This is a genomic window from Agromyces sp. PvR057 (assembly GCF_040547485.1).
GTDB lineage: Bacteria > Actinomycetota > Actinomycetes > Actinomycetales > Microbacteriaceae > Agromyces.
In genome coordinates this window covers 1-13,096 of sequence record NZ_JBEPPT010000005.1, presented here as the reverse complement: position 1 = coordinate 13,096, position 13,096 = coordinate 1, and the positions used below count along the sequence as shown (strand labels likewise).

12 protein-coding genes are annotated in these 13,096 nt (G+C 72.3%); 7 read left to right on the top strand and 5 right to left on the bottom strand.

What is annotated here, in order from left to right; all coding sequences use genetic code 11:
* Positions 1-3 precede the first annotated feature (3 nt).
* Positions 4-807, bottom strand: coding sequence for a potassium channel family protein (locus ABIC29_RS16120; protein WP_116083153.1), 804 nt, complete (start codon positions 805-807; stop codon positions 4-6).
* Complete coding sequence (locus tag ABIC29_RS16115; RefSeq protein ID WP_354247054.1) at positions 807-1,589, bottom strand: SDR family NAD(P)-dependent oxidoreductase; 783 nt, start codon at positions 1,587-1,589, stop codon at positions 807-809. The genes ABIC29_RS16120 and ABIC29_RS16115 overlap by 1 nt, the downstream gene beginning before the upstream one ends.
* 135 nt (positions 1,590-1,724) lie before the next feature.
* Here ABIC29_RS16115 and ABIC29_RS16110 point away from each other — a divergent pair, with 135 nt between their 5' ends.
* The 6 genes from ABIC29_RS16110 to ABIC29_RS16085 all read left to right on the top strand — a co-directional run bounded on the left by ABIC29_RS16110 (position 1,725) and on the right by ABIC29_RS16085 (position 8,953).
* Positions 1,725-2,825, top strand: a complete 1,101-nt coding sequence (locus tag ABIC29_RS16110; RefSeq protein WP_116083156.1) for an acyltransferase family protein — start codon at positions 1,725-1,727, stop codon at positions 2,823-2,825.
* A 123-nt stretch (positions 2,826-2,948) separates the two neighbouring features.
* Positions 2,949-4,274 (top strand): bifunctional o-acetylhomoserine/o-acetylserine sulfhydrylase, encoded by a 1,326-nt coding sequence (locus ABIC29_RS16105; protein ID WP_116083159.1) that lies wholly within the window; start codon positions 2,949-2,951, stop codon positions 4,272-4,274.
* Between the two features lie 245 nt (positions 4,275-4,519).
* Positions 4,520-5,725, top strand: a complete 1,206-nt coding sequence (gene metX / locus ABIC29_RS16100; protein WP_354247050.1) for a homoserine O-acetyltransferase MetX — start codon at positions 4,520-4,522, stop codon at positions 5,723-5,725.
* Positions 5,726-5,848: 123 nt separating this feature from the next.
* On the top strand, positions 5,849-7,009 hold the full coding sequence (locus ABIC29_RS16095; RefSeq protein ID WP_116083164.1) for a sensor histidine kinase: 1,161 nt from the start codon (positions 5,849-5,851) through the stop codon (positions 7,007-7,009).
* Positions 7,006-8,310 (top strand): hypothetical protein, encoded by a 1,305-nt coding sequence (locus tag ABIC29_RS16090; protein ID WP_354247046.1) that lies wholly within the window; start codon positions 7,006-7,008, stop codon positions 8,308-8,310. The genes ABIC29_RS16095 and ABIC29_RS16090 overlap by 4 nt, the downstream gene beginning before the upstream one ends.
* Complete coding sequence (locus tag ABIC29_RS16085; protein WP_116083170.1) at positions 8,303-8,953, top strand: response regulator; 651 nt, start codon at positions 8,303-8,305, stop codon at positions 8,951-8,953. Before ABIC29_RS16090 ends, ABIC29_RS16085 begins: the two co-directional genes overlap by 8 nt.
* A gap of 27 nt (positions 8,954-8,980) precedes the next feature.
* On the opposite strand, the gene ABIC29_RS16080 is transcribed toward ABIC29_RS16085, so the two are convergent.
* From ABIC29_RS16080 to ABIC29_RS16070, 3 genes are all read right to left on the bottom strand, one after another.
* Positions 8,981-10,255 carry an MFS transporter gene (locus ABIC29_RS16080; protein ID WP_116083172.1) on the bottom strand — a complete coding sequence of 425 codons (1,275 nt, stop codon included), beginning with the start codon at positions 10,253-10,255 and terminating at the stop codon, positions 8,981-8,983.
* Positions 10,256-10,387: 132 nt separating this feature from the next.
* A complete protein-coding gene (locus ABIC29_RS16075; protein WP_116083175.1) occupies positions 10,388-10,699 on the bottom strand; it encodes a thiamine-binding protein in 312 nt (103 codons plus the stop codon).
* 24 nt (positions 10,700-10,723) lie between these two features.
* A complete protein-coding gene (locus ABIC29_RS16070) occupies positions 10,724-11,983 on the bottom strand; it encodes a glycosyltransferase 87 family protein (RefSeq protein WP_116083177.1) in 1,260 nt (419 codons plus the stop codon).
* A gap of 96 nt (positions 11,984-12,079) precedes the next feature.
* Between ABIC29_RS16070 and ABIC29_RS16065 the strand changes: the two genes are divergently transcribed.
* On the top strand, positions 12,080-12,919 hold the full coding sequence (locus tag ABIC29_RS16065) for an ABC transporter substrate-binding protein (protein ID WP_354247041.1): 840 nt from the start codon (positions 12,080-12,082) through the stop codon (positions 12,917-12,919).
* Positions 12,920-13,096: the final 177 nt, after the last annotated feature.

The window sequence follows — 13,096 nt, the reverse complement described above, 5'->3', positions numbered from 1 at the left end:
AGGCTAGCCGTCGTCGGCGCTCCGCCCGTCGGCGCCGTCCGCGCCAGTGCGACGCCCGTCGGTGCCGGCCCCGTTCGCCGACGGCTCGTCCGCGGCGTCCGGTGCCGACAGCCCCTCGATGATCGCGGCCGTGTCGCCGCCCTGGCCGGTCCCGCGCACCGTGCGCACCTTGTCGCCGATGTACGAGATGACCGTCGCCGAGGCGGTGCCCACGATGACCACGCCGCCGGCCATGAGGAACACGGCGTAGAAGCGCCCCTCGGTCGTGACCGGGTACATGTCGCCGTAGCCGACCGTCGCGATCGTCACGATGGCCCACCACACGGCATCGCCGAACGTCGTGATGGTGGCGCCGGCGGCATCGCGCTCGGCCTGCAGCGTCGCGAGCGCGATGAAGTAGACGAAGACGGCCGCGTACGTCGCCGCGTAGATGATGATGTTCGCGCGGACCGCGTCGCCGCTGCGCCGCTGCAGGTACGGGATCTCGCGCAGCAGCGCCAATACCCGGAACGCCCGGAACAACGGGATGAGCGCCGAGAGCACGTCGATCGGGTGCGTGCGCGCGAACGCCCACCGGCCGCCGCGCGGCGTGAGCGAGATGCGCACGACGACGTCGACGACGAAGACCAGCCAGGCCGCGATCAGGGTGATGAACAGCGGGGAGCCGGGCCCGCGCGGGATCCACGGCGCGAGCACGTAGATCGTGTACGCGAAGATGTAGCCGACGCCGAGCACCACGAGCGGCACCGTCGTGACCCGCTCCCATGCCTCGCGGCGGGGAGCCGGCACCGCTCGCGCTGCGGCCATCAGTCCTCCGCCCGCACGACCAGCGGCCCCTTGGCGACGAGGTGCGGCGCCGACTGCGCCACCGGCTTCACGACGATGAGGTCGAGGTCGACGTGCCCGGGCTTCGTGATCGCGTCGACGATGACCTCGGCGATGTCCTCGGCCACGAGCGGCTCGGGCACGCTGCTGTAGACGGCGTCGGCCCTCGCCCGGTCGCCGCCGAAGCGCACGAGCGCGAACTCGTCGGTCTTCACCATGCCCGGCGCGACCTCGATCACGCGGAGCGGTTCGCCGTTCAGCTCGAGCCGGAGCACCTCGGTGAGCGCATGGGCGGCGAACTTCGCCGCGTTGTACCCGCCGCCGCCGACGTACGCCGTGTGACCGGCGATGGAGGTCACGTTCAGGATGTCGGCGACGCCGCGTTCGACCGCGCCCCGCCGCAGCAGCGGCAGCAGGGCCGAGACCACCCGCTTGACGGCGAGCACGTTGACCTCGAACATCCACGCCCAGTCGTCGGTCGAGGAGCCCTCGACGCTGTCGAGGCCCTTCGCGCCGCCCGCGTTGTTCACGAGGGCGTGCACGCCGCCCGTCGCCTCGAGGTGGTCGCGCAGCGCGTCGACGTCGGCCTGCACGGTCAGGTCGGCGACGAACACGGACGCCCCGGTCTCGGCGGCGAGCGCCCGCAGGCGGTCCTCGCGGCGCGCGACGCCGACGACGTCCCAGCCCGCGGCCCGGAACGCGCGCACGGTGGCCGCTCCGATGCCGGAACTCGCACCCGTCACGACCACACGCAGTTCGCTCATGCGCCCATTCTGCCGTGCGAGGGGCGGATGCCGCGCGCATGCGCCGTGCGTGCCGGAGCGTCTCCCCGGGCGCCGCGCTCGCGTCGGGGCGCACGCCGACCTGCGACATCCGATGCTCTGCGCTTGAATGGAGCGATGCACCGCACCGGCACGCCTCGACCGACGACCAGGCGACGCGTTCCGCTCTGGGACAACGCCCGCTGGATCGCCATCACGCTCGTCGTGATCGGACACGGCATCCTGCCGCTGATCGCCGAGTCCGACAGCGCGTACAGCGTGTACCTGTTCATCTACTCGTTCCACGTCGCCGTGTTCATCACGGTGAGCGGGTACTTCGCGAAGTCCGGGCCGCCGAACGCGAAGGCGCTGCGGCAGATCCTGACCGACATCGTCTTCCCCTTCTTCATCTTCGAGACGATCTGGAGCCTCATCAAGTGGCTCCTCGGCGGCGGGTTCGCGCTCGACTTCACGACCGCGTCGTGGACCCTCTGGTTCCTCATCGCGCTCGCCGTGTGGCGCATCGTGCTGCCCTACCTCGTGCTGCTGCGGTATCCGCTGGTCATCGCGATCCTCATCTCGATCGGCGCGGGGTACACCGAGACCATCGACTCGACGCTCGCGCTCTCGCGCACGCTCGGCATGCTGCCGTTCTTCGTGTTCGGCTGGAAGCTGCGGCAGTGGCAGGTGACCGATCGCTGGCTCGACCTCCGCCCGGCGGTCGCCTGGCGGTGGCGGGCGGGCGCGATCGCGCTGCTCGGCACCGTGCTCGCGATCATGCCCGTCACGATCGAGACCCTCCGCGACCTGAAGCTGCGCCGGTTCATGCTGTACGACGAGTCGTACCAGGCGATCGGCTACGACGAGCCGTGGTCCGGTGCCATCCGGCTCGTGCTGCTGCTGACGGCGATGCTGCTCACGGTCGCGTTCCTGGTGCTGATGCCGCGCGGCAAGCACTGGTTCACGGCCTTCGGCGGGGCGACGATGTACATCTACCTCCTGCACACGTTCGTGCTCTACCCGTTCCGCGAGACGCCGGTGCTCGCGGGCGACCAGCCGTTCTGGGTGCTGCCGGCGATGATGCTGTTCTGCATCGGACTCTCGATCGTGCTCGCGCTGAAACCGGTGCGTCGGGTGTTCCGCCCGCTCGTGCAGCCGCGCGCGCGCTGGCTGTTCCGGCCGGAGCCGTCGACCGCGACGGGCACGATCGTGCTGCCCCCGCTGCCCGACGAACGCTGACCGGCCACGGCGCTCGACCGGCCGTGACGCCGTGTTTCGGCGCCCGTTGCCGCCCGTCCGGCGCGAACGTAGCGTGGCTGCATCGCGGCGAGCCCGCGCCACGATCCAGAAGGAGAGACCACGATGAGCGAACGCGCAGCCGACTGGCGTTTCGAGACCAAGCAGGTGCACTCCGGCGCCGCGCCCGACCCGGTGACCCACGCCAGGGCGACCCCGATCTACCAGACCACGTCGTACGTGTTCGACAACGCCCAGCACGCGCAGAACCTGTTCGCCCTCGCCGAGTTCGGCAACATCTACACGCGCATCATGAACCCGACGCAGGCCGTCGTCGAGGAGCGCCTCGCCGCGCTCGAAGGGGGCACCGGCGCCCTCCTCGTCGCCTCGGGCCAGGCGGCCGAGACGTTCGCGGTGCTGAACATCGCGCAGGCGGGCGACCACATCGTCTCGTCGAGCTCGATCTACGGCGGCACCTACAACCTCTTCAAGTACACGCTCGGCAAGCTCGGCATCGAGACCACGTTCGTCGAGAACCAGGACGACGCCGAGGAATGGCGCCGCGCCGTGCGCCCGAACACGAAGCTCTTCTTCGCCGAGACCATCGGCAACCCGAAGATCAACGTGCTCGACATCGAGCTCGTCGCGGACATCGCGCACGAGGCGGGCATCCCGCTCATCGTCGACAACACCATCGCGACGCCGTACCTGATCCGCCCGTTCGAGCACGGCGCCGACATCGTCGTGCACTCGGCGACGAAGTTCCTCGGCGGCCACGGCACGGTCATCGGCGGCATCATCGTCGACGGCGGCACCTTCGAGTGGTCGAAGAACGTCGAGAAGTTCCCCGGCCTGACCGAGCCCGACCCGTCGTACCACGGCGCGAGCTACACGGCCGCGGTCGGCGACCCGCTCGCGTACATCATCAAGGCGCGCGTGCAGCTGCTCCGCGACCTCGGCGCCTCGATCGCCCCCGCGAGCGCATGGCAGCTGATCCAGGGCATCGAGACGCTCTCGCTCCGCATCGAGCGTCACGTGCAGAACACGCAGGAGATCGCGGAGTGGCTCGACAACCACCCCGACGTCGCGAGCGTGAACTACTCGGGCCTGCCCTCGAGCCCGTGGTACGCCGCCGCCAACAAGTACGCCCCCAAGGGCGTCGGCGCGGTGCTGTCGTTCGAGCTCAAGGGCGGGGTCGACGCCGGTCGCGCACTCGTCGACAACCTCGACCTGTTCAGCCACCTGGCCAACATCGGCGACGTCCGCTCGCTCGTGATCCACCCGGCGTCGACGACGCACTCGCAGCTCACGCCCGAGCAGCAGCTCACGACCGGCGTCACGCCCGGCCTCGTGCGCCTCTCGGTGGGCATCGAGAACGTCGAGGACCTCAAGGGCGACCTCGAGGCCGGCTTCGCGGCGGCACGCGCCGCGACGGCGGCCGCCCGCCTCTGACCCACCGGGTCTCGGGCACCAGCACGAGCACGGCGGATGCCGCGGACCACGTTCGCCTGCGGCATCCGCCGTTCTGCTGCCCCGCCGCCGGGCGGCATCCGCCGTTCCGCGCTCGCACGCGCCTGCGCGTCGAGTCGCCCGTTCCGCACGACGTCGGGCGGCTCGACGGGCCGACCGACGGGTCCCGACGAGCCGTTCGTGTAACAAAACCCCGAGGCGCCTCGGCATTCGGGAGAATCGAGACCATGGACTGGCAGACCACGGCACCCGCAGCACCGGCGCCGATCATCCCCGAGGCGCACACGCCGGCGGTGACCGGTCGCGCGCCCGTGACCGGCGCATGGCGCGCCGGAGACCCGGTCGGCGACCGCCGCTTCGTGCAGATCGGAGACCTGGCGCTCGAGTCCGGTCGCGCGCTGCCCGACATCCGCATCGCGTACGAGTCATGGGGCGAGCTCTCCCCCGCGCGCGACAATGCCGTGCTCGTGCTGCACGCGCTCACGGGCGACAGCCACGTGGTCGGTCCGGCGGGCGCCGCGCACGCGAGCGCCGGGTGGTGGCCCGGGGTCGTCGGCCCCGGCCTCGCGATCGACACCGACCGGTGGTTCGTGGTCGCCCCGAACGTGCTCGGCGGGTGCCAGGGCTCCACGGGTCCGGCCTCGCTCGCGCCCGACGGCACCGAGTGGGGCTCGCGATTCCCGCTCGTCACGATCCGCGACCAGGTGCGCGCCCAGATCGCGTTCGCGCGCGAACTCGGCCTCGAGCGCTTCGCCGCCGTCGTCGGCGGCTCGATGGGCGCCATGCACGTGCTCGAGTGGGCCATCGAGGCACCGGCCGCCGTCGAGCGCATCGCCGTGCTCGCCGCCCCCGCCGCGACGACCGCGGACCAGATCGCGCTGAACTCGGTGCAGCTCGAGGCCGTGCGCTCCGATCCCGCGTTCCGCGACGGCGACTACTACGACGCCGCAGACGGCGTCGGCCCGACCCGCGGGCTCGCGCTCGCCCGGCGCATGGCGATGCTCAACTACCGCACCGCGGCCGAGCTCAACGATCGATTCGAGCGCAGCTGGCAGAGCGACCTCGACCCGCTCGGCGGCGGCGGCCGGTTCGCGGTGGAGTCCTACCTCGACTTCCACGGCAACAAGTTCACCCGCCGGTTCGACGCGAACAGCTACCTCGTGCTCACCGAGGCGATGAACTCCCACGACCTCGCGCGCGGGCGGGGCAGCGTCGCCGCGGCACTCGCCCGCGTCGAGGCGAGGAGCCTCGTGCTCGGCATCGACAGCGACCGGTACTTCCCGCTCGCCGGCCAGGTCGAACTCGCCGCGGGGCTGCCGCGCAGCATCCACGGCCGGGAGCCAGTGGTCGTGCACTCCGAATACGGTCATGACGCGTTCCTCATCGAGCACGAGGTCGTCGGTGCCGCGCTCGCCGAGCTCCTCGCCACCTGACCTCGGACTCGACACTCCGGTACAGTTCGAGGAGACGGCGCGACTCCGGGGCGCGAGCCCCGCGCGGCGCGCCCACCGGCTCCTGCCGGTTCCGACCGTGACGCACACCGACGAGGGGGTGCCGTGAAGCGCATCCACAAGGAACGCGATCGCCTGCTGCGACGCCTCACGCGCATCACGGGCCTCGCAGGAGCCACGGGCGCATTCCTCTGCCTCCTCGTCCCGGGCGCGGCGACCGCACCGGAGTTCGCGATCGCGATGGCCCTCTCGGTCGTCGTCGCCGGGCTGCTCTTCGTGCACACCACCCGCGGGTCGGTCGCGGCCGCACTCGGCGTCGTCGCGGCATCCGTCGCCCTCGTGCTGACGCTCGGCGCCGCACCCGTGCTCGACCCGGCGACGGCCACGGCCCTCGCCGTGACGGGCGGCGTCACCTCGGCATCCGTCGCCGCGCCGCTCGTCGTCCGCCGTCGTGGGGTGCTGCTCGTGATCGTCCTGGCGGCGATCCTCGTCGCCTCAATCGCCGCGGCGGCCGTCATGTCGCACCATTCGATGACCGAGGTCCTCCTGACCACCGTGGTCGGCTGGACGGTGCTCGGGGTGCTCGGCGCCTGGCTCGACAACGGCGTCCTCATCGCGGAGGCGCGCATCGGCGAGGTCGGCCGCGCGCACGAGGCCGAACGCATCGCGAGCGAGCTCGAGGCGCAGCAGCGCCAGGACGCGCGCGTGCTGCACGACACCGTGCTCGCCACGCTCTCGCTGCTCGCGCACTCGGGCGTCGGCGTCAGCGCGAACGCCCTCAGGGACCAGGCCGGCGACGACGCCCGCCTCCTCCGGCAGCTCCGCCTCGGGGTGCCGCTCGACAACGGGTCGAACGCGATCTTCTCGCCGGGCTCCGACGACGACCTGCTGAGCACCACGTTCGAGTCGGTGCGCCAGCGGTTCGTGCGCATGGGCCTCGACGTGAGCTGGCACGGCGCCGGGCAGCTGGTGCTGCCGAGGGAGACGCTCGACGCGCTCGTCGGCGCGCTCGGCGAATGCCTCGAGAACGTGCGTCGCCACTCGGGCGTCACCGAGGCCGACGTCACGATCACCGACGACGAGCACACGGTGCGCGCGATGGTCACCGATGCGGGCGACGGCTTCGAGCCCGACGCCGTCGACCCCGCCCGCCTGGGCTACGCCGAATCCGTCGTCGGCCGGCTGAACGCGGTCGGCGGGCGGGCGCGGGTCTTCTCGTCACCCGGCTCCGGCACCACCGTCATGCTGGAGGTGCCGAAGCCGTGAGCACGAGATCCCCGAAGATCGCCACCACCATCGGCGAGCACTCGTTCCTCCGACCCGCGCGCTCGGCGACGGCGGCGAGCAACATCCGCTCGAGCCACGGCGGGCGCAGGCTCGCCATCGGCGCGACGATCGCTGCGGGCCTGCTCGTCCTCGGGCACCTCGCACGCGCCGTCCTCATGGCCCCCTACTTCCCACCGGGGCTCGGGCCGTGGCCCGGCTGGCTCGCCCTCCTCGCCGTCGTGGCCGTCGGGTGCATCGGATGGCAGGTGTTCCGCGGCATGCCCGACTGGTTCTACGTGCTCCTGCTGGCCGGCCTCATCGCCCCCGTCTGGCTCGACCTGCAGGCCACCTCCGGCCTGGCGGCGATCGGCGTCACGCCGACGGCGGCGCCCGCGATCGGCGCGGTGCTCATGCCCGTCTCCACGATCCGCTCGCGCACGCTGCCGATCGCCGTGGCCTGCGGCGTCGCGGTCGCGCTCCTCGCCGATGCCGTCATGCAGGTCGGCACCGCCGGGTCCGCGGTCGTTCCGCTGCTCGCGCTCGCCGGCGGCGCGGTGCTGCCCGTCGTGCTCACGGTCGCGATGCTGAGCGGGTTCAGCCGCCTCGTGCGCCACGAGGCCGACCTGTCGCTCGTGCAGAGCACGGTCGGCACGGCGCGCTCGGCCGTCGGCATGCGCGCCTCCGAGGAGCTCGCGAAGCTCGATTTCGACGCCGAGACCCTGCTCGAGGACGTCGCGGCGGGACGCATCGGCCTGCCGCTCTCCGACGACGACGCCGCCCGTGCGGGCGAGCTCGCCGCCGGCCTTCGGGTCCGGCTCATCGAGGGCCGCAACGACACCTGGCTCAAGCATGCGGTCGCGGAGTCGCAGTACCTCAGCGGCCGGGTGCAGGTCGACGACCCGACCGGCCTCGCCGGCCCGTTGTCGGCCGCGCAGCGCGAGGGCCTGCTGCTCGCGCTCTGGCTGCTCGTCGCCGACCCGGCCAAGCCCTCCGCGGTGCCGGCCTCGGTCATCGTCGGCTGCCGCGAGCTCGACGAGGCCGGCCTCGACGACGTCGAGGTCGACGCCGACGACCTGCACGTCGCGACATCCGTCGGGATCACGATCGAGGTGGACGGCGTCATTCACCGTCGCGTCGACCCCGCGACATGGGACGCAGTCGCTAATGTCGGAGTGCACCAAGTGGTTTCCGCTGCATCGGGGTTCCGAATCGAGATCACCTGTCGCATCGAACCCGAGGCGCTCGCGCCAGGCCAGCGACACCCGGCTGGCCGACCGATAGAGGAGAAGTCTCATGGCTGACACCGATGAACCGATCCGTCTGGCGATCGTCGACGATCACCGCATGCTGCTCGGTGCACTCTCCGAGTGGCTGCGCGGCACGGCGTCCGACATCGACCTGGTCGCGGCGGTGCCCTCGTGGTCCGAGCTGCTGGCCCACCCCGAGTTCCCCGTCGACGTGGTGCTGCTCGACCTCGACCTGCGCGACAACATCCCCATCTCGCTGAAGCTGTCGATGCTGAAGTCCGCCGGCGTGCAGACCATGCTCATGAGCACGTACTCCGAGCCGGCCGTCGTGCGCGAGGCGCTCGGCTCCGGCGCGCTCGGCTACCTCGTCAAGTCCGAGCCGGTCGAGAACATCATCGAGGCGATCCGTGCCGCACGCAACGGCGAGACGTACCTCACGCACGAGCTCGAGGTCGCCCTCGCGGCCGAGGGCACGGTGCCCAAGCTCTCGGCGCAGGAACGTCGGGTCATGGCGCTCTACGGCGCCGGCCAACCGGTCAAGGCGGTCGCCTTCCAGCTCGGCATCTCCGAGGAGACCGCGAAGAGCTACCTCAAGCGCATCCGCGAGAAGTACCGCCTGTCGGGGTTCGACGTGGGCACGAAGGTCGCGCTGCGCAAGCGTGCGATCCTCGACGGCATCCTCCTCCAGTCCGACTGAGCGGATGCCGCGGCCCTGCGTCGCGGGTCAGACCTCGACGGCCTCCATGGCGCCCGTCGCGTAGGGCACGACGACCCCGCGGCGACCGCGCGACCGGTCGATCGCGAACGAGGTGATCGCCAGGGCGATGCCGGCGAACGTGAGCGCGAGGCCGATCCAGATCGGCGCGACGTAGCCGAGTCCGCCGGCGATGGCCAGGCCGCCGAGCAGCGCGCCGAGGCTGTTGCCGATGTTCAGCGCCGAGTGGTTCAGCGCGGCGGCGATCGACTGGCTGTCGCGCGCGACATCCATGAGCCGTGCCTGGATCGTGGGCGAGAGCGCGGCCGAGGATCCGCCGATGAGGAAGACGCCGACGAACAGGCCGACCGGGTGCGCCGCAGTGAGGCCGAGCACGAAGAGCGCGATCGCGAGCACCGCGAAGAAGATGTACATGCTCCGGCGCACGCTCCAGTCGGCGAGTCGCCCGCCGACGAAGTTGCCGATCGTCATGCCGAGGCCGAAGGCGACGAGCACGAGGGGCACGAGCGAGGCGGGCAGCCCGGTCACCTCGGTCGCGAGCGGGGCGACGTAGCTGTAGACCGCGAAGAGCCCGCCGAACCCGATGGCGCCGATCGCGAGTGCGAACCAGACCTGTGCGCGCGAGAATGCGCCGAGCTCGCGCTTGAGCGTCGCACCGGGGTCCCCCGCCTGCCACGGCACGGCGATCGCGACGGCGACGAAGGTGAGCGCGAAGATGCCGGCCACGGCGAGGTAGGCGGTGCGCCAGCCCTGCGCCTGGCCGAGCCAGGTGATGAGCGGCACGCCGATGACGTTGGCGATCGTGAGTCCGGAGAGCACGAGTGCGACGCCGCGGGCGCGCTTGCCGGGCCCCATGAGGCTCGCGGCGACGAGCGAGGCGATGCCGAAGTACGCGCCGTGCGGCAGCGCCGAGAGGAACCGGGCGGCGAGCACGAGCTCGAACGTGGGCAGCACGGCCGATGCGATCGTGCCCAGCGTGAAGGCGGTCAGCAGCGCGAGGAGCAGGCGCTTGCGCGGCCAGCGGGCGGCGACGGCGGCGATGGTGGGCGCACCGACGACGACGCCGAGCGCATAGGCGGAGATGATCCATCCGGCCTGCGCGTTCGCGTCGTCGGGCGAGCTCGCGGCGAGCGCCGGCAGGAGGTCGCGACCGATCTCGGGCAGCAGGCCCATGGCGACGAACTCGGTCGAGCCGATGCCGAACCCGCCGAGCGCGAGGGCGAGCAGCGCGAGGCGCACGCGGGTCGGCGACAGGGTCGACGTCTGGTCGGTGCGCGTGGTCATCCGACGATTGTCGCACAAGTGTCGAATCGATTCGACCCGGCGGTCGGAACGCGATGCCGGGGCCCGGGTTCACCGCAGGGCGACGCTGCGACCGGAGGGCGGCGCGCCCGGATGGCGACGATGCGACCGGTGCTACGCGTCGGCGTCGTCGATCGCGGACTCGAGCCGCTCGATCTTCGCGTCGAGCTCGCCCGAGTAGCCGGGGCGGATGTCGGCCTTCAGCACGAGCGACACGCGGGACCCGTACTCGCCGACCGCCTCGGTCGCGCGGCGCACGACGTCGAACACCTCGTCCCACTCGCCCTCGAGCTCGGTGAACATCGACGTCGTGCGGTTCGGGAGCCCCGACTCGCGCACGATCCTGACGGCCGCCGCGACCGCGTCGTGCACGCTGCCGTCGCTCCGACCGGTTCCGCTCGGCGCGACCGAGAATGCCACCAGCATGAGTCCTCCTCGCAGGCTGCCGCATCACCCCGTGCGGAGCGCGGGTTCCCGCCTGGTGCCAGCCTGCCACACTGCCGCGACGCCCCACCCGAGCAGCGCGACGAGGAGCGCGACCTTCGTCGTCAGCAGCAGCACGAACGCGGGGTTCGCGGCGAGCAGCCACCCGTACCAGTAGGGATAGATGAGCTGCGTGCAGAGCGCGACCGAGGCCGCGAGCACGGCGGGCACGGCGAACCGCCTCGTGCGGTAGACGAGGCCGAGCACGACGGGCGCCGCGAGCCAGGCGACGAACTGCGGCGAGCCGACCTTGTTCGCGAGCATCAGCACGACGACGAGCGACATCGCGAGCGGCGGCATCACGCGCGCGAAGGTGCCGCCGCGGCGCACGGCCCGCACGCCCAGCAGCACGACGGCGAGCACGCCGACCGCCATGGCCGGCGTCGTGAGTGCCGCCGCGGCATCCGCCCCGGGTCCGTCGATCTGGAACGTGAGGATGTCCCTCGAGTACACGACGCCGACGCCATGCGAGCCCGCGACGATCTGCCAGAGCCAGGCGACCGCGAGCGGGGCCTCGACCTGCAGGCCGCGCCCCGCCTGCTCCTCGACGAAGCCGAGCGCGTTCAGGCCGGATCCGGCGAGCAGGCTCACGCCGAGGATGCCGATGCTGAGCGCCACGGCGATGCCCGCGACCTCGGCGCGCCGCCGCGACGCGATCACGAGCGCCGCGACGAGCGCGGCCGGCCAGACCTTCACCCAGGCGCCGACCGTGAGCAGCACCGCGGCCACGCGGGGACGTCCGGCGGCCATCAGCAGGCCGACCATCGCGATCGGCACGGTGACGGCGTCGATGCGCCCGAGCGCGATCGGCCCGAGCAGGACGAGGAATCCGAGCCACCACCAGGCCGCCGCACGGCGCGTGCGCGAGAGCGTCGCCGAGCCGAGCAGCACCGCGAACGCGACCGCGTCCAGCAGGGTCACGAGCACGAGCCACGTCTGGGCGTACCACGCCGAGCCGAACGCGAGCGAGGCCGCCATCGGCACGAACGCGAGGATCGGGTACACCCACGCGGCATCGATGCCCATGCGCAGCCAGCCGCTCGCCGCGTTCTCGGCCCAGACCCGGTAGACGCCGGTGACGTCGCCCATGGGCTGCCCCGGCGCCGCGAGGTTCAGCCAGGCGAGCCAGGCGTGCACGAGTGCGAACGCGATCCACGGGGCCACGCGACCGCCGACGAGGCGGACGACGGATGCCGCGGGCGCCGCACGCTCGCCTGCTTCCGTCATGACGGCGAGCCTATCCGAGTGTCACATTCCGCCACGCGCCGTCGTGCACGCGCCGGAATCGGCGAAGCTGGGAGCACGACCCCCACGGAGGCACCCATGACCCGACGCCCACTCGCCGCGATCCTCATCGCGGCGACCGCAACCCTCGCCCTCGCCGCCTGCGCGTCCGGCTCCGGCGACACCGGTTCGAGCGACTCCGGTTCGGCCGACGGCTACGTCACCGAGGGCAAGTTCACGGTCGGCACCGGCGAGCCCGCCTACTACCCGTGGGTCATCGACGACGCCCCCGAGTCCGGCGAGGGCTTCGAGTCCGCCGTCGCGTACGCGGTCGCCGAGCAGCTCGGCTTCGCCGCCGACGACGTCGTCTGGGTTCGCAGCACCTTCGACCAGGCCATCGCGCCGGGCCCCAAGGACTTCGACGTCAACCTGCAGCAGTTCTCGATCACGCCCGAGCGCGCCGAGAACGTCGACTTCTCGTCGCCGTACTACGAGACCACGCAGGTCGTCATCACCGTCGAGGGCTCCCCCGCGGCATCCGCCACGTCGATCGCCGACCTGAAGGACCTCCTGATCGGCGCGCAGACCGGCACCACGAGCTTCGACGCGATCGAGGAGCAGATCGCCCCGACGGCCGGCGCGCAGGTGTTCAACACGAACGACGACGCGAAGCTCGCGCTGCAGAACGGCACGGTCGACGCGATCGTCGTCGACCTGCCGACGGCCTTCTACCTGACGGGGGTGGAGCTCGACGGCGGCAAGATCGTCGGCCAGCTGCCGGCGACCTCCGGCGGCGACGAGTTCGGTCTCGTGCTCGCCAAGGACTCGCCGCTCACCGCCGACGTCACCGCGGCGGTCGACGCCCTGCGCGAGGACGGCACGCTCGACGAGCTCGCCACCACCTGGCTCGGCGGCGACGCGGCTCCGCTGCTCGGCTGACGCCGAGACCGACCCGATCGAACCGATCGAACCGACGAGATCGGCGGCGTGGGGGGGGGGGGCCCCCCCCCCCCCCCCCCCCCCCCCGGGGGGCCCCCCCCCCCCCCGGGGCCCCCCCCGCCCCCCCCCCCCCCCCCGCGGCGGGGGCGCCCCCGGGGGGGCCCCGCGCCCGCGCGC